Below are 17323 nucleotides of genomic sequence, written 5' to 3'. Positions count from 1 at the left end.
AGCGCCGTGGAACCACCTGAACCCATGCCGAACTCAGAAGTGAAACGCGGTAGCGCCGATGGTAGTGTGGCATTCGCCATGCGAGAGTAGGACACTGCCAGGCACCCAATTTTAGATTACGCGGTGAGCGTGGTCTTTACCGGTTAGTGTGCTGATATGGCTCAGTCGGTAGAGCGCATCCTTGGTAAGGATGAGGTCCCCAGTTCGATTCTGGGTATCAGCACCATTTTCAAGTTAGTTTTAAAAGCTTTTGCCTGACGGCAATAGCGCCGTGGAACCACCTGATCCCATGCCGAACTCAGAAGTGAAACGCGGTAGCGCCGATGGTAGTGTGGCATTCGTCATGCGAGAGTAGGACACTGTCAGGCACCTATTCAGAAGAGGCCTCCCCATCGGGAGGCCTTTTTGCATTTCCGGCTCGCAAAATCACAATCCACCGCTGACATTTTAGTAAAAATGCTGGGCTATCAAGACATTGACCGTTACTCTTTAGCCGTTGTCGATTAACAGTTGATGCTGCCAGAGAGGTATTGATGGCCACGTTGAAGGAAATTGCACAGGAGGCGGGAGTCTCTCTCGCCACGGTATCCCGGGTATTGAACGAGGATCCCAGCCTGAGCGTCAAGGAAGAGACCAAGCAGCGGATCTTCGAGATTGCCGAGCGGCTGGAGTACAAGACCAGCAGCGCCCGCAAGGGCGTCCACAAGAGCAAGCTGCACTTCCTGGTGGTCTATGCCTATCCCCAGAGTACAGAAGTCAACGACCCCTATTATCTGGCCATACGCTACGGCATCGAAACCCAGAGCGCGCGCCTCAACATCGAGCTGACTCATCTCTACAACTGTGCTGAAGGACGCGATCTGACCGCTGTGGATGGCATCCTTGTAGTGGGAAGTCTCACTCCCGAGCGCCTGGCTCAGTTGCAGCAGTGCTCAAGCCAGTTGGTCTTCATCGATTGTCGCTCCCAGGGGGAGTTTGACTCGGTCGACGTGGATCTGGCCCTGATCAGCCAGCAGGTCGTCGACTACTTCATCGCGCAGGGGCACAAGCGCATCGGCTATATCGGGGGCCAGGACGATAGCCCGGATCTGCGCGAACTCGCCTTTCTCGATTACGGCCAGCGGTTGGGTGTCGTGCAAGAGGGCGATCTCCATCGCGGGGATTTCTCCAGTGCCTCCGGCTATCGGCTGGCGAAGGAGATGCTGGCCGGGGATTGGCCCAAGGCGCTGTTCGTGGCCTCCGACTCCATTGCCATCGGCGTGTTGCGGGCCATTCACGAGAAGGGGTTGGCCATTCCCCAGCAGATCGAGCTTATCAGCGTCAACGATATCCCGACCGCCAAGTTCACCTTCCCACCCCTCTCCACGGTGCGCATTCACTCCGAGCTGATGGGGTCCCAGGGGGTCAACCTGCTGGTTGAGCGGCTACGTGACGAGCGGGATATTCCATTGCGGGTGTTGGTGCCGAGCCGGTTGACCCTGCGTGGTACAACACGCTAATTTTAGTAAAATATATTTTTGTTTTAGTCGCGTCATACCCTTATGGCGCGACAACATCGATCCCTTCAGATCTTTCTCCATTTAAGGATGATTCATATCTCTGTTTTATAGAGATATAGTTCATTCCCTTGATTTTCATATCAACATCCATGCCATTCGGATGGACTGGTTCATCCTTTCTCCGCCACATCTGATCTCGCTCACAAAACAGACTCTTCTGTGTGATCAGGTTAAAACTTTACCGATCTCAAACTGATATTTAGTAAATGTTTATCTAAAGTTTACCCAGTCTATGTTGTCTTGTTCCGGGAGGACATGTGAATAACTGGGAAAACGTCCACTTCGTTGGTGAAAACAGGCTGGCCCCGCGCGCCTACTTCTTCTCTTATGCCGACCGCTCTCTGGCGGCTACCATGCAGCGCGAGCTGAGCCGCCGTTTCCTCTCCTTGAGCGGGCAGTGGCAGTTCCACTACTTCGAGCATCCCCTGCAGGTGCCGGAGGCCTTCTATCACAGCCCCATGAGCGATTGGGGCCAGATCACTGTGCCCAACATGTGGCAGATGGAAGGGCATGGCCAGCTGCAGTACACCGACGAGGGTTTTCCCTTCCCTATCGATGTGCCCTTCGTGCCGACCAACAACCCCACCGGCGCCTATCAGCGCAGCTTCGTGCTGAGCCCGGCCTGGGACGGCGAGCAGGTGATCATCAAGTTTGACGGGGTGGAGACCTACTTCGAGGTCTATGTAAACGGCCACTATGTTGGCTTCAGCAAGGGGAGCCGCCTCACCGCCGAATTCGACATCAGCGCCTATGCCAAGACCGGCGAGAACCTGCTCTCGGTGCGGGTGATGCAGTGGGCCGACTCCACTTACATCGAAGATCAGGACATGTGGTGGATGGCGGGGATCTTCCGCGACGTCTACCTGGTGGGCAAACCGGCGGTCCATGTGCAGGACTTCTTCATTCAGACCGCGCTGGCGGATGACAACCAGAGCGCCACCCTGAGCTGTGATATCCAGCTCGAAAACCTGGGCGAGTCGGCCAAGGATCACCGTCTGGTCTGGTCACTGCTGGATCAGGGCAGCGAGATCGCCAGCGGCTCACTCGACCATCTCGCCATCGACGGCAAGCTCGACTGCCGCTTCACGCTGGATCTGGCCAACCCCCATCTGTGGAGCGCCGAGGATCCCTACCTCTATCAGTTGATGCTCTCCCTCTACAACGGTCAGGGGGTGCTGCTGGAGGTGATCCCGCAGCGGGTCGGGGTGCGCGAGATCAAGGTCAAGGACGGCCTCTTCTACGTCAACGGCCGCTATCTCAAGCTGCACGGGGTGAACCGTCACGACAACGACCACCTCAAGAGCCGCGCCGTCGGCATGGACCGGGTGGAGCGCGACATCGTGCTGATGAAGCAGCACAACCTCAACTCGGTGCGCACCGCCCACTACCCGAACGACCCGCGCTTCTACGAGCTGTGCGACCAGTACGGTCTGTTCGTGATGGCGGAGACTGACGTGGAGACCCACGGCTTTGCCAACGTCGGCGACCTCAGCCGCATCACCGACGATCCTTTCTGGGAGCCGGTGTTCGTGGATCGTATCGAACGCCACGTTCACGCCCAAAAGAACCACCCCTCCATCATCATCTGGTCGCTCGGCAACGAGTCTGGCTACGGCTGCAACATCAGGGCCATGTACCGGTGCTGCAAGGCGATCGACCCGACCCGACTGGTTCACTACGAAGAGGATCGCGACGCCGAGGTGGTGGACGTGGTGAGCACCATGTATTCCCGCGTCTCCCAGATGAACTGCTTTGGCGAGTTCCCGATGACCAAGCCGCGCATCCTCTGCGAATACGCCCACGCCATGGGCAACGGCCCGGGTGGCCTCAGTGAATACCAGCAGGTGTTCGACCGCCACCCCCACATTCAGGGCCATTACATCTGGGAGTGGTGCGATCACGGCATCCTGGATCAGGACGAGCAGGGGCGCCCCGTCTACAAGTACGGCGGCGACTACGGCGACTATCCCAACAACTACAACTTCTGCATGGATGGCCTCATCTACCCGGATCAGACCCCGGGGCCGGGCCTGCGGGAATACAAGCAGGTGCTCTGCCCGGTCAAGGTGCGGGCGCTGGATCTGGCGAGCGGCAAGCTTGAGCTGGAAAACCGCTACTGGTTCTCCAACCTGGACGACATCCGCCTGCTGGTCGAGGTGAAGGCGGAAGGCGAACTGCTGGCGAGCCAGCAGCTGCGGGTGGAAGGTATTGCCCCCGGCGCCACCACAGAGTTGCAACTGGCGCTGCCGACCCTCGACGAGCGGGAGACTTTCGTCCAGCTGCGGGTCATCAAGGCCACCGCCACCCGTTACAGCGCGGCGGAGCACGAGCTGGGCCAGTACCAGTTCCAGCTCAAAGAGTCGACTCGCCAGCTGCAACCCTTTGCCAATCCCAACGCCACTGCATTGCAGATTGCCGACGAGCGGCTCGCGCTGACCTTGAGCGGCAGCGGCTTTGCCCTGCGCTTCTCGCGCCTCGACGGCAAGCTGGTGAGCTGGCAGCAGGATGGCATCGAACTGATTGAACGGGCGCCGCGCCTCACCTTCTTCAAGCCGATGATCGACAACCACAAGCAGGAGTACGAGAGCCTGTGGCATCCGAACCACCTGCAGATCATGCAGGAGCACTTCCGTGGCTTGAGCTGGCGTCAGCTGGGTGACGCGGTCGAGGTGACGGTAGAGAGCCTGATCGCCCCGCCGGTGTTCGACTTCGGTATGCGTTGCCGCTACGTCTACACCCTGAGCCCGAACGGTCAGCTGCACGTGGCCCTTTCCGGTCAGCCCTACGGCAGCTATGACGACATCATTCCCAAGATCGGTTTCGAGCTGGGTATTCGCCAGGATCTCGATCGGGTGCACTACTACGGTATGGGCCCGGGCGAGAACTATCAGGACAGCCGCCAGAGCAACTGGATCGACTGCTTCCAGAGCACTGTGGGCGAGATGTGGGAGCACTACCCCTTCCCGCAGGACAACGGCAACCGTCAGCAGGTGCGCTGGGCAACCCTGACCAACCGTCACGGTGTCGGTCTCTACGTGCGGCCCGATGCCCCCATCAACCTGAGCGTCTGGCCCTACAGCTGGGAGCACATCCACGCGGCGCAGCACATCAACGAGCTGGAACCGAGTGGCTATCTCACCCTCAATCTGGATCACAAGGTGCTGGGGCTTGGCTCCAACTCCTGGGGCTCCGAGGTGCTGGACTCCTGGCGGGTACGCTTCGAGCCGTTCAGCTTCGGCCTGACCCTGCTGCCCATCGCCCGTGGCAACCTCCATCCGGCTGCGCTGGCCGGGCTCGATCTCACCATCAACGGCGGGAGGAACCTCGCATGATCACCCTGGACAACCTGACCCTGTTCAAAAACATCTATCGGGAGGGCAAGAAGTGGGGCCGCTGCGTGGAGGCCATCAACAACGTTGGCAACCTCAAGCCGGGGATCTGCCACTCCATCGGTGACTCCCTCACCTACCGCTTGCAGGAGGGGGCCAGCCCGGCCACCTCATTGTTCGAGGGGCAACGTCGTTACTTCGACGTCCACTATTACTTGGAAGGGGAGGAAACGGTGGAGTGGGCTGCCAAGAATGAGCTGCGGGTCGAACAGGCTTACGACGACACCACAGACCGCGAGTGGCTGGCCGGCGAGGTGCGCGAGCGCCAGAAGGTGGGCAACGGCCAGGTGGTGATCTTCGAGAACGATGAGGCTTACCGGTTCGCAGGCGACGGCCCGGTGCGCAAGGTGATCATCAAGGTCACCGTCGAAGGCGGCTACTTCAAAAACAAATAACAAGCCGCTGATTTTGTACTGATAAAAAGCCGGAAGGCGCGGGGCTCACCCTACAGCTCAGGCCCCGCCCTTTCGCAGACAACTACTACAGGTCTGGAGATGCACCATGTCTGATTCCAAACGGAATACGATAGGCAAGTTCGGTTTGCTGTCGCTCACCTTTGCGGCGGTATTCAGTTTCAACAACGTCATCAACAACAACATCGAGATCGGTCTGGCGTCAGCCCCGATGTTCTTTCTGGCCACCATTTTTTACTTCATTCCGTTTTGCCTGATCATTGCGGAATTTGTGTCATTGAATAAGAACTCCGAAGCGGGGGTTTATGCTTGGGTGAAGAGTTCCCTTGGCGGTCGCTGGGCCTTCATCTCCGCCTACACATACTGGTTCGTGAACCTCTTCTTCTTCACATCCTTGCTGCCGCGGGTCATCGCCTACGCCTCTTACGCCTTCCTGGGTTACGAGTACATCCTCACTCCGCTGGCCACCACGGGCCTGAGCATGATCCTGTTCGCCTTTGCCACCTATGTCTCTACCAACGGCGCCAAGATGCTGGGCCCCATCACCTCGGTGACCTCGTCCCTGATGCTGCTGTTGACCCTCTCCTACATTCTGCTGGCGGGCGCGGCCCTGATCGGCGGCGTGCAGCCGGCCGACCCCATCACGGTGGAAGCCATGGTTCCCGATTTTAGCTGGGCCTTCCTGGGTATTACTACCTGGATCTTTATGGCGGCCGGTGGTGCCGAGTCGGTGGCGGTCTACGTCAACGACGTCAAGGGCGGCTCCAAATCCTTTGTGAAGGTGATCATCGTCGCCGGCATCTTCATCGGTGTGCTCTACTCCATCGCATCGCTCTTGATCAACGTGTTTGTCCCGAGCGATACCCTGAAATATACCGGCGGCTCGGTGCAGGTGTTCGAGGGGCTGGCCTCCTACTTCGGTCTGCCTGAAATCCTGGTGAACCGCTTCGTGGGTCTGGTCTCCTTCACCGCCATGTTCGGCTCCCTGCTGATGTGGACTGCGACTCCGGTGAAGATCTTCTTCTCCGAGATCCCGGCCGGCATCTTCGGCAAGAAGACGGTCGAGCTGAATGAGAACGGCGTGCCGGCTCGTGCGGCCTGGATCCAGTACCTGATCGTGCTGCCGCTGATGGTGATCCCGACCCTGGGCTCCAACACCGCGCAAGACCTGATGAATACCGTGATCAACATGACCGCCGCCGCCTCCATGCTGCCGCCCCTGTTCATCATGCTGGCCTACCTGAATCTGCGTCTGAAGCTGGATCACCTGCCGCGGGAGTTCAAGATGGGCTCGCGCACCACCGGCATCGCCGTGGTCTCCGTGCTGATCGCCATCTTCTCGGTGGGTTTCCTGGCCTCCACCTTCCCGACCGGCGCCGACATCATGACCATCGTCTTCTACAACGTGGGCGGGATTGTGATTTTCCTCGGCTTCGCCTGGTGGAAATACAACAAATACGAAGCCTCCCTGAGCGATGAAGCGCGCGCCAAAGAGGCCCAGCCGGCCGCGCAGGTGTCGCTCCAGGCGTCATGAGCCGCGTCCCTGAACAGACAGGCCCGAGGGGCCAACACAAGCAAAGCGGGTGGCCGATGGCCACCCGTACCCCGTTAAACCCAACAAGAAAAGGAAGAACACAATGAGCGAGGTGATCGAGTTTGCCGAATTCAAGCGAGTCGAGATGAAGGTGGGCAAGGTGCTGGAGGTGGTGCGCCACCCAGGCGCCGACAAGCTCTATATCGTCCAGATCGATGTGGGTGGCGAGCGCCCCCTGCAGACCGTCACCAGCCTGGTGCCCTACTACAGCGAAGCTGAGCTGCTGGGCAGCCAGGTGGTGGTGCTGACCAATCTCAAACCCACAAAGATGCGCGGTGAGCGCTCCGAGTGCATGCTGCTCTGCGCCGAGACCCCGGACGAGAGCCAGAGCGTGCTGCTGCAGCCCCGGGTGCCGATGGCGCCGGGTACCCCGATTGTATGAGTGATTGCCGGCGCCGGCGCGACCACTGCGCGCCGGCTTGCCGCAAGGCCGCCACAGACGGCCAGTTTGACCATAACAAGAGAGTAAAGGGCGGGGCCGACAGACCCTTGCCGAACACATTCAGAGTCATCAGCGCCTCAGAGAGGAGGCGCGATTCCATTGGAGGACATCATGTCTGAATCCGTACGCGGCACCATAGGCAAGTTTGCCCTGTTGTCGATGACCTTTGCCGCCGTGTTCAACGTGCGCAACATCGTCAACAACAACATCGAGCTGGGGCTGAGCTCCGCCCCCATCTTCCTGCTGGCGACCATCGTCTACTTCATCCCGTTTGTCTTCATCATCGCCGAGTTCGTCTCGGCCAACAAAAACTCCGAGTCGGGGATGTATGACTGGTTGAAAAAGCCGCTCGGTACCCGGATGGCCTATCTCGGCTCGTTTCTCTACTGGTTCGTGAACCTGTTCTGGTTCGTGTCGTTGTTGCCGAACGTCATCGCCTACGCCTCCTACGCCATGCTGGGGTATGAGTACAGCTTCTCGCCCATGGTCACCTCAGTCATCTCCATCGTACTGTTTGCGGCGGCGACCCACATCTCCACCAAGGGGGCGAGCTGGCTGGGCAAGATTGCCGAGCTGGTGGCCTACGGCGTCTTTGCTCTGTTCGCCATCTATGTGCTGGGGGCCCTGATGGCGCTTGGCGGTGACCATGTGCCGGCCCAGCCCATCACCCTGGAGGCCATGACCCCCACCGTCAACTGGGCAACCCTCGGTATCATGTGCTGGATCTTCCAGGCGGCCGGTGGCGCCGAGACGGCGGCGGCCTACCTCAATGACGTGAAGGGCGGCCAGAAGTCCTTCATCAAGGTGATCATCAGCGCAGGTATCGTGATCGGTGCCATGTATGCCCTCGGTTCCCTTTTGGTTAACGTGTTCGTGCCGCGCGAGAGCCTCACCTATGCCGGCGGCATGGTGGAGATCTTCACCGGCATGGCCCAGTACTTCCAGATCTCCGAGACCCTGGTGGGCCGCTTCGTCGGTGTCGTGCTGTTCATCGCCATGTTCGGTTCCATGATGATGTGGACCTCGGCCCCGGTGAAGATCCACTTCTCCGAGATCCCCAAGGGGGTCTATGGCGAGAAGACCACCGAGCTCAACCAGCACGGGGTGCCGGTGCGCGCCGCCTGGTGGCAGTTTGTCTTCGTATTCGCGATGCTGGTGGTCAACGGCTTTGGCTCCGAATCTGTGCAGCAGATGATGAACACCGCCATCAATCTCACTGCAGGGACGGCCATGCTGCCGCCGATTTTCATCATGGTGGCCTACTTCGTGTTCCGCTGGAAACATGACGACACTCCCCGCGAGTTCCGCATGGGATCGCGCAAGTTCGGCATGGCGGTGGTGTCGGTGCTGATCGCCATCTTCGTGGTGAGCATGAGTGCCTCGGCCTTCCCGACCGGGGTGGATCTGGTGCGCGCTTTCTTCATCAACGTCTTCATGACGGCTGTCTTCTCGGCGCTGGCCTACTGGTGGATCTCCCGCTTCGAGAAGCGCCAGGCGAGCAAACTGGCGGCCGGCAAGTCCGCTGATGGCGTCAATCTGGCCCGCCAACCTTGAACCATGCCCGTGCGAGGGGATAACCCCTGACAAGGCCGGTCACGGTGCGGCTTTGCGCCGGCAAGTGATCGGGGTAAGCTGGGGACTCGTTGCAGCAGGAGGTGTCAAACACCTCCTGCTGTGTTTTTGCCACCCTGGCGCCCGCTCACCCCATGGTGACGGCCTGCCTCTTTGCCGGAGACGGTTCGTGCGTCTGGATCCCTTTACCTCTGTGCTGATCCTGGTGGTCGCCCTGGCCTCCTTCTTCCCCTGCGAGGGGCAAGTGGCCGTCTGGTTTGGCTGGCTGACCAAGCTGGCGGTGGCGTTGCTCTTCTTCATGCATGGCGCCAAGCTGTCGCGCCAGAATCTGCTGGCGGGGCTGGGCCACTGGCGGCTGCACCTGGTGGTGATGCTCAGCACCTTCGTGCTGTTCCCGCTGCTGGGGCTCTTGCTCACGCCGCTGGTACCCCAATGGCTGAGTCCGGCCATCTACCTCGGCTTCCTCTACCTTTGCGCCCTGCCCGCCACCGTGCAATCGGCCATCGCCTTCACCTCCATGGCCGGCGGCAATGTGGCGGCGGCGGTGTGCAGCGCCTCGGCCTCCAGCATCCTCGGCATCTTCCTCTCCCCCGTGCTGGTGGGGCTGATGATCCAGGTTCAGGGGGAGGGGATCGACACCTGGCACTCCATTCAGGCCATCATGGTGCAGCTGATGCTGCCATTCGTGGTGGGCCACCTGTCGCGCCCGCTCATCGGTCGCTGGGTCGACAGCCACCGGCCACTGATCGGCAAGCTGGACCAGAGCTCCATCCTGCTGGTGGTCTACGTCGCCTTCAGTGAGGCGGTGGTGCAGGGGATTTGGCATCAAGTAGGTTGGTACGATCTGGCCAGTATCGTGCTGCTGAGCTGTGTGCTGCTGGCGTTGGTGCTGGGCTGGAACGTCTGGATCAGCCGCCGCCTCGGTTTCAACAAGGCGGACGAGATTACCATTGTCTTCTGCGGTTCCAAGAAGAGCCTGGCTAACGGGGTGCCCATGGCCAACGTCATGTTCCCGGCTGCCAGCGTCGGGATCATGGTGCTGCCGCTGATGATCTTCCACCAGATCCAGCTGATGGTGTGCGCTGTGCTGGCCCGTCGCTACCACGAGCAGGGCGCCGAGTCCCGGGTCTCACATCAGGCGGGATAAGCCATTCTGGCAGTGCAAAAGAGAGGGAGGCCAGTTGGCCTCCCTCTCTTTTGTCGCCGCGTCAGCGTTTGCGCCACACGGTGAGCTGGGCCACGGTGTGCTGGTGCTTGCGGGCGGTCTCGCGGATGACGAAGGGCACCTCCCGCGGCGCAATATGCTCCTCGAACTCCGCCGTCAACAGCCGCTGCAGCGCCTGATAAGTGGTGAGCGCCTCGCCGTTTTCGCGGATGCCGCCGAGCCAGTTGGCCTTGGGGGTGTACTCCGTCAGCCAGGTGTAGGGGCTGGTGAGCACCAGCAGGCCGCCGCTGCGCAGCCTGGGAGCAATGTCCCGCAGGAAGCGGGCGGGTTCCCGCAGCCGGTCAATGAGGTTGGAGGCGAGCACCAGGTCATAGTCGCCGTACCTGGGCTTGAGGTTGCAGGCATCTCCCTGGCTGAAGTGGACGCGGTCGGCCTGCTCGCGGCCGAGCTCATGGCGGGAGAGCCGCGCCTCGCAATACTCCACCAGCTCCCCTTCTACCGGCACCGCGTAGCGGAAGCTGTCCTGGCTGGCGAGCGCCAGCGCCACGTCGATGAAGCGGGCCGAGTAGTCGACCCCGTCCACGTGGGCAAAGTGGCGCGCCAGCTCGAAGCTGGCGCGGCCGGTGGCGCAGCCGATGTCGAGCGCCCGTTGGTGGTTGCTGCACAGCTCGCTGGCAAGGCTGGCCAGAGCCTGGGCGTAGTTGGCGACCCCGAAGTGGCTCGGCCCGTACTGGAAGTCGAGGTACTGAGCGACGAGCGTGTCGGTTTCATAGGGATTCACGATGACGGGCTCCTGATGGCGGGATACCAGATAGCGAAAGCCCGCATGCTGGAAGAAGTGGCGACGGAAGGCGTAGCGGGAGGACTTGAGCGCCTCGTTGCCGGTACTGATCCAGCTGCCCCCTTTGATGAGGGTGTGCTTGCCATCGAAGGTGGGGGTGGAGAAGTCGTCGTAGAGGGGGTGCACCTTGAACCCCTCGAAGCCGTCGATGGCGGTGCTGGTCCACTGCCAGACGTTGCCCACCAGATCGAAGAAGCTGCCCTGCGGGCAGGCATCCACCGGACAGGAGGACGCGAAGCGGGCCAGGTTGATGTTGCCGGGCGCCTCGATCCAGTCCGGCTGATCGCCGGTCAGCTGTTCGCGCAGCAGCATCCACTCCGCCTCGCTAGGCAGCTGGATGGGCAGACCGGTCTGGGCCGCCTGCCAGCGACAGAAGGCGGCGGCCTCCAGCTGGTTCACCTCCGCCGGCCAGTCCCAGGGCATAGGGACCTGCTCGGTCATCAGCCGTAGTTGCAGTTGCTCGGGTTCGAGGGGGTCGCCGACCCAGAAGGTGGGCATGCGGGCCCCGGCATACTGGCGCCAGCCCCAGCCTTCGTCATCCCACCAGGCGCGGGTCTGGTAGCCGCCCGCCTGCACGAAGTCGAAAAATTCTGCGTTGCTCACCAGCATGCGGCTGGCCTGGAAGGGGGCCAGTTCGATGTGGCGCTCGCCATATTCGTTGTCCCAGCCGTAGGTGGCATCCTGTTTGCCGAGCCGTACCCGGCCGCCGGCCACCGGCAGCAGGGTGTTGGCGGGCACCTCGTCACGGCGATGGCGCGCCTCGGGGCAGACCGGCCACTGGGGCTGGCTGCGTACCCAGGCCAGCGGCAGCTGGCGGATCAGCACGCTGGAGGTCTCGAGGTGGATGCGTTCGTGCTCTATCCCCATCAGGATGACCCAGGCCGGGCTCTGCCAATGGATAGGCAGTTCGATCGGCATCCGCTCGATGAAATCACACACCAGGGCGCGCACCCGGCCCCGATAGTCGCGCAGCTCGCTGACGGAGGGCCAGTCGTAGTGGGTCTCGTCCAGATCGTCCCAGCTCATCTCATCCACCCCGATGGCGACCATGGCCTCAATGCGGGCGTCGAGTCGCCCCTCGATGAGGCGGGCCGCCAGCAGCTTGTTGATGAAGAAGGCGGCGGTGTGGCCGTAGTAGAAGATGAGCGGGTGGCGCAGGGGGATCGCCTTGTCAAACCAGGCGCGCTCGTCGGCCAGGCAGTCGAACAGGGAGTCGTAGAGATCGAAGGTCTGGCAGAAGTAATCGAGCAGCTCGCGGCGCTTGTGCTCGGGATCGCTGCCGGTCAGCAGCGGAGTACGGGTTGGCGCGGGCAGACCTACATCGGTGGAAAACAGGGGGCTGGCTTGGGTCACGCTTTGACTCCTTGTTGGCAGTGAAGACTGACAAGGCGGTGGTAAATCCATTACCGCGCTGGCGAGCTCTGTGGGCACAAAGTATCACTATTGGCTCAACAGACCGGCGCAGCAACCAAAAACTTGCACTGATCGTCAGCCTCGTGGGTTCCGGCGTGGTGAGTCGGCAGGGCAGTTGCCCGGCGTGATGACAGATGACAAAAGACCCCTCAGGGGCCTTTTGTCATGTCGGGTTGTCGGGGCCTGCAGCCTCAGGCGAGCGGGATCGCGAGACGAAGATCCGCATTCAGCCGCATCAACAGCCACTGCATGCCGGCGAGATGCTGGAGGTCATGGCTGACGAGCAGGCGAACCAGGCCATCCAGGGTTACCTCGCCATAACCGCCATAGCGGGCGCGCCGCTGCCAAGCCGGGGAGGGCAGGGCCTTAAGCCAGTCAACCGTCTCGCTGCGGGCGGAGCGAAAGCGTGCCAGTTGCACGGCGGGATCCTGCTGCCGGTACTGGTTGTCTTGTGCCAGTTGATAGCCATCCAGAGAAGCCAGCTCGGGCAGGCTCTCCTCCAAAGTGCGGCGAAAGCGCACCTGATAGCCCAGGGTTTCGATGTCCAGCAGGTGGCAGAGGTGGCCCCGGGCGCTGAAGCGCTCGGAGGGAATGCCGGCCCAGTTGGCCGGCTCCCAGTCCAGATAGTCGGCTGGAACTTGTGCCAGCAGTTGCTCAAATTGATCCGGCATGGCCAGCAATATGGTGAAGAGAGGCATCCTTGTTTCTCGTTCCTTGTGTCTCGGGGCCGCCGAATCACGGCGGCCACCGGGTATGTATCTGATGGCGAGTCGTCACTCCTGGGCCGGTTCACCCAGATGGCGGGCATGGAAGCGCAGGTGCGCCTCGATAAAGCTCGCCACGAAGTAGTAGCTGTGGTCGTAGCCGGGGTGGCGGTTGAGCTCCAGCGGCCACCCCTTGCCAGCGGCGGCATCGGCCAGGGCATCGATATGCAGCTGCTCGGCCAGGAAGGGATCGTCCAGCCCGACATCGACCCGGGTCGGCAGTGGCTTGACCGGCTCATTGCGCAGCAGCAGGCAGGTATCCCATTCCTGCCACAGCAGGGGGTTGTTGCCGAGGTAGGCGCCGAGCGCCTTCTGGCCCCAGGGGCAGCGGCTCGGATGGCTGATGGGGCTGAAGGCCGATACCGAGCGGTAGCGACCAGGCTCGCGCAGGGCGGCGATAAGCGCCCCGTGGCCCCCCATGGAGTGGCCGCTGATGGAACGTTTCGTCGAGACCGGGAAGTGGGTCTCGATGATTTCGGGCAGCTCGCGGGTAACGTAGTCGTACATCTGGTAGTGATCGCGCCAGGGGGTCTGACTGGCGTTGACGTAGAAACCGGCACCCATGCCAAGGTCATAACCGGGATCGTCCGCCACACCCTCGCCACGGGGGCTGGTATCCGGGGCCACCAAGGCGATGCCGAGCTCGGCGGCGATACGCTGGGCGCCCGCCTTCTGCATGAAGTTCTCGTCGGTGCAGGTGAGGCCGGAGAGCCAGTAGAGCACGGGCACCTTCTGGCCGATGAGGGCCTGGGGTGGCAGGTAGATGGCAAACTGCATGTCGCAGCCGAGCACGGTGGAGCTGTGGCGGTAGCGCTTGTGCCAGCCATCGAAGCTCTTGTTGCTGCTGATAATGTCCAGATTCATCAAGGAACTCCTGCACCCCGCCCGCAGTGGCGGGCGGGGTGATCATGCTCAGTAGTGGATGACGGTGCGGATGCTCTTGCCTTCGTGCATCAGATCGAACGCTTCGTTGATCTGTTCAAGCGGCATGGTGTGGGTGATGAAGTCGTCCAGCTTGAATTCACCCTGCATGTAGCGCTGCACGTAGCTCGGCAGCTCGCTGCGACCGCGCACGCCGCCGAAGGCGCTGCCGCGCCAGACCCGGCCGGTGACCAGCTGGAACGGGCGGGTGCTGATCTCCTGGCCCGCGCCGGCCACCCCTATGATGACAGACTCGCCCCAGCCCTTGTGGCAGCACTCCAGCGCTGCGCGCATCACCTTGACGTTACCGATGCACTCGAATGAGAAGTCGACGCCACCGTCGGTCATCTCGACGATCACTTCCTGAATCGGCTTGTCGAACTTGTTCGGGTTGATGCAGTCGGTGGCCCCCAGTTTGCGGGCCAGCTCGAACTTGCTCTCGTTGATGTCGATGGCGATGATGCGGCCGGCCTTGGCCAGGCGTGCGCCTATGATGGCGGAGAGGCCGATGCCGCCCAGCCCGAAGATGGCGACGCTCTCACCCTCTTTCACCTTGGCGGTGTTCATCACGGCGCCGATGCCGGTGGTGACGCCGCAGCCGAGCAGGCAGACCTCTTCCAGCGGGGCGGCCGGATCCACCTTGGCGATGGAGATCTCGGGCAGCACAGTGTATTCGCTGAAGGTGGAGGTGCCCATGTAGTGATAGATGGGCTGCCCATCCTTGGAGAAGCGGGTGGTGCCGTCCGGCATCAGCCCCTTGCCCTGGGTGGCGCGGATCTTCTGGCACAGGTTGGTCTTGCCGGATTTGCAGAACTTGCACTCGCCGCACTCCGGGGTGTAGAGCGGGATCACGTGATCCCCCACCTTGACGCTGGTGACGCCCTCGCCGACGGACTCGACGATACCGCCCCCCTCGTGACCGAGAATGCAGGGGAAGACCCCTTCCGGATCCTCACCTGAGAGAGTAAAGGCGTCGGTGTGGCAGACGCCGGTGGCGACGATGCGCACCCGTACCTCGCCAGCCTGGGGCGGCATGACCTCGACTTCTTCGATGGAGAGGGGCTGGCCCGGGCCCCAGGCGATGGCGGCCTTACACTTGATGCTTTGAACCTGTGCCATGAATGATGTCCTTATGGTTGAGCAGGGTGAACGGAATTGGGTTCGGACATCCAGTGTAGTTTCCCGCCGATTTGGTGATAATAAGGCGAAATCTCAAATCACTTTTACACATAGGTAATAATGTTCGGTTGGGAAGGGATCTGTGAATTTGTCAGCGTGGCGGAGCAGGGGGGCTTTACCCCGGCGGCCCGCAAGCTGGGGGTGTCGGTGGCTCAGGTCAGCCGCCAGGTGGCGCAGCTGGAAGACAGGCTGCAGGCCAAGCTGCTGCTGCGCACCACCCGTCAGGTGCGACTCACCGAGCTCGGCGAGATCTACTACCGTCACTGTCGCCAGCTGCTCGACAACCTCTACGAGGCGGAGCTGGCGGTGGGGCGCCATCAGGCTGTGCCACAGGGTTCCCTGCGCATCACGGCCCCCGTCTCCTACGGCGAGAGCCGGGTCGCCCCCCTGGTGAACGACTTCATGGTGCGCTACCCCCAGCTGGAGGTGACCCTCAACCTCACCAACCAGCTGCTGGACCTGGTGCACGAGGGTTACGATCTGGCACTGCGGCTCGGCCACCTCAAGGACTCCAGCCTGGTGGCGCGCAAGCTGGCGCAGCGGGTGCCCTATGTCTGTGCCTCGCCCGCCTACACCGCCCGCCACGGCATGCCCAACAGTCTCTCGGAGCTTGCCCGTCACACCTGTCTGGTGGGCAACAGCGACGAGTGGTACTTCACCCTGGATGGCCGCTCCCACAGCATGCGGGTGCACGGCCTGCTGCAGTGCAACAGCGGCCACGCCCTGCTCGATGCGGCGCTCAAGGGGATCGGCATCATTCAGCTGCCGGACTACTACGTCTGCGACCATCTGGCCAGCGGGGAGCTGATCGAGCTGCTGCCCGAGCTGCGGGCCCCGGCGGAGGGGATCTGGGCCCTCTATCCCCACAACCGCCACCTCTCGCCCAAGGTGCGGCTGCTGGTGGACTATCTGGCCGAGCGGCTCGGCGCCCCCCAGCAACCGGCCCTGACCCGGCCGATAGGCTAGGGGGAGGCCGCCAGGAGCTTGTTCCTGGGCCGCGCTGGCCGGACAAATAAAAAGCCCTTGAAATTCAAGGGCTCTCTCACTCGGTTACGGTGGCGACAGGCTCGCCTTGCGAGGCATCACTCGATGTTCTGGATCTGCTCGCGCATCTGCTCGATGAGGACCTTCAGCTCGACGGCGGACTGGGTCACTTCGGCGTTGATGGACTTGGAGCCGAGGGTGTTCGATTCGCGGTTGAACTCCTGCATCATGAAGTCGAGACGACGGCCACAGGCGCCACCCTTCTTCATGATCTTGTTGGTCTCGCTGATGTGCATCTCCAGACGATCCAGCTCTTCGGCCACGTCGATCTTCTGGGCCAGCAGCACGATCTCCTGCTCGATGCGAGCCGGATCCAGCTCGACTTTGGCTTCGGCCAGACGGTCGGTGAGCTTCTGGCGCTGCCACTCGATGATCTGCGGCAGGTGGGCGCGCACCTTGGTCACTTCCACCTGGATGCCGGCCAGACGCTGCTCGATCAGTGCCTTGAGGTTGGCCCCTTCACTGGCGCGGGAGGCGAGGAAGTCGTCCAGGGTCAGGTCGAAACCGCCCATCAGTTCGGTGGCGACCGCATCCATGTCCTGCTCGGCGGCGGCCATGACACCCGGCCAGCGCAGCACGTCGACCGGGTTGAGCTGGCCCTGGCCTGCTTCTTTCATTACCCAGCTGGCGCTGTCGATGATGAGCTTGGCCAGCTCTTCATTGATATGAAGCTGGCTGGCGGCGGCCTGAGCGGCCTCGAAACGCAGGTTGCACTCCACCTTGCCACGCTGCAGTTTGGCGCGGAAACGCTCACGCAGTACCGGCTCCAGGCTGCGCAGTTGTTCCGGCAGGCGAATGTAGGTTTCCAGATAGCGCTGGTTGACCGAACGAATTTCCCAAACGGCTGTGCCCCAGTCGCCCTTGAATTCCTTGCGGGCGTAGGCGGTCATGCTGTGAATCATTGATTGTTCCGGGCTTGATGAAGTGTGGGGGCAGTATACCCAGCCAGGCTGGTGCCGTCAGCCGCTGCCTTGGTTTTAGCGGCTGATATTTGGGGCAGGATCACTTATACTCCTGCGCCAATTCA

General features: G+C 61.8%; 13 protein-coding genes, 1 tRNA gene and 2 rRNA genes. 11 read left to right on the top strand and 5 right to left on the bottom strand.

Annotated features, from left to right (window positions below):
- From rrf (ACB028_RS15565) to ACB028_RS15520, 10 genes are all read left to right on the top strand, one after another.
- Positions 1 to 103, top strand: a 5S ribosomal RNA gene (gene rrf, locus ACB028_RS15565); the annotation flags it as partial.
- A 47-nt stretch (positions 104 to 150) separates the two neighbouring features.
- Positions 151 to 226, top strand: a tRNA-Thr gene (locus ACB028_RS15560).
- A 27-nt stretch (positions 227 to 253) separates the two neighbouring features.
- Positions 254 to 368, top strand: a 5S ribosomal RNA gene (rrf, locus tag ACB028_RS15555).
- Between the two features lie 165 nt (positions 369 to 533).
- Positions 534 to 1499, top strand: coding sequence for a transcriptional regulator EbgR (gene ebgR / locus ACB028_RS15550; RefSeq protein ID WP_042027179.1), 966 nt, complete (start codon positions 534 to 536; stop codon positions 1497 to 1499).
- Positions 1500 to 1816: 317 nt separating this feature from the next.
- Positions 1817 to 4891: a beta-galactosidase subunit alpha gene (gene ebgA / locus ACB028_RS15545; RefSeq protein ID WP_371144663.1), complete on the top strand. Its 3075-nt coding sequence runs from the start codon at positions 1817 to 1819 to the stop codon at positions 4889 to 4891.
- Complete coding sequence (locus ACB028_RS15540) at positions 4888 to 5343, top strand: beta-galactosidase subunit beta (protein WP_026458447.1); 456 nt, start codon at positions 4888 to 4890, stop codon at positions 5341 to 5343. Before ebgA ends, ACB028_RS15540 begins: the two co-directional genes overlap by 4 nt.
- 106 nt (positions 5344 to 5449) lie before the next feature.
- Entirely contained in the window at positions 5450 to 6895 is a 1446-nt protein-coding gene (locus tag ACB028_RS15535; RefSeq protein WP_342017900.1) for an amino acid permease, read from the top strand.
- 103 nt (positions 6896 to 6998) lie between these two features.
- Positions 6999 to 7337, top strand: coding sequence for a tRNA-binding protein (locus ACB028_RS15530; protein WP_042072611.1), 339 nt, complete (start codon positions 6999 to 7001; stop codon positions 7335 to 7337).
- 171 nt (positions 7338 to 7508) lie between these two features.
- Complete coding sequence (locus ACB028_RS15525; protein WP_338611571.1) at positions 7509 to 8951, top strand: amino acid permease; 1443 nt, start codon at positions 7509 to 7511, stop codon at positions 8949 to 8951.
- 187 nt (positions 8952 to 9138) lie between these two features.
- Complete coding sequence (locus ACB028_RS15520; RefSeq protein ID WP_223379663.1) at positions 9139 to 10116, top strand: bile acid:sodium symporter family protein; 978 nt, start codon at positions 9139 to 9141, stop codon at positions 10114 to 10116.
- Between the two features lie 61 nt (positions 10117 to 10177).
- Here the strand turns inward: ACB028_RS15520 and ovoA are convergent, their stop codons facing one another.
- The 4 genes from ovoA to ACB028_RS15500 form a co-directional block, all read right to left on the bottom strand.
- A complete protein-coding gene (ovoA, locus tag ACB028_RS15515) occupies positions 10178 to 12328 on the bottom strand; it encodes a 5-histidylcysteine sulfoxide synthase (protein ID WP_371144662.1) in 2151 nt (716 codons plus the stop codon).
- A 251-nt stretch (positions 12329 to 12579) separates the two neighbouring features.
- Positions 12580 to 13086, bottom strand: coding sequence for a DinB family protein (locus ACB028_RS15510; protein ID WP_371144661.1), 507 nt, complete (start codon positions 13084 to 13086; stop codon positions 12580 to 12582).
- 75 nt (positions 13087 to 13161) lie between these two features.
- The gene (gene fghA, locus ACB028_RS15505; protein WP_371144660.1) at positions 13162 to 14016 is read right to left on the bottom strand and encodes an S-formylglutathione hydrolase; all 855 of its coding nucleotides are present in this window, start codon (positions 14014 to 14016) and stop codon (positions 13162 to 13164) included.
- 48 nt (positions 14017 to 14064) lie between these two features.
- Entirely contained in the window at positions 14065 to 15192 is a 1128-nt protein-coding gene (locus tag ACB028_RS15500; protein WP_026457166.1) for an S-(hydroxymethyl)glutathione dehydrogenase/class III alcohol dehydrogenase, read from the bottom strand.
- Positions 15193 to 15312: 120 nt separating this feature from the next.
- On the opposite strand from ACB028_RS15500, the gene ACB028_RS15495 reads away from it, so the two are divergent.
- Entirely contained in the window at positions 15313 to 16218 is a 906-nt protein-coding gene (locus ACB028_RS15495) for a LysR substrate-binding domain-containing protein (RefSeq protein WP_371144659.1), read from the top strand.
- Positions 16219 to 16334: 116 nt separating this feature from the next.
- On the opposite strand, the gene ACB028_RS15490 is transcribed toward ACB028_RS15495, so the two are convergent.
- Entirely contained in the window at positions 16335 to 17198 is an 864-nt protein-coding gene (locus ACB028_RS15490) for a YicC/YloC family endoribonuclease (protein ID WP_026457168.1), read from the bottom strand.
- Positions 17199 to 17323: the final 125 nt, after the last annotated feature.

The sequence above is a fragment of the Aeromonas sp. S9(2024) genome (genome assembly GCF_041403185.1).
GTDB classification, from domain to species: Bacteria; Pseudomonadota; Gammaproteobacteria; order Enterobacterales; family Aeromonadaceae; genus Aeromonas; species Aeromonas enteropelogenes.
The sequence above is the reverse complement of the archived record's forward strand: the minus strand, read 5'-3'. Positions and strand labels throughout refer to the sequence as shown.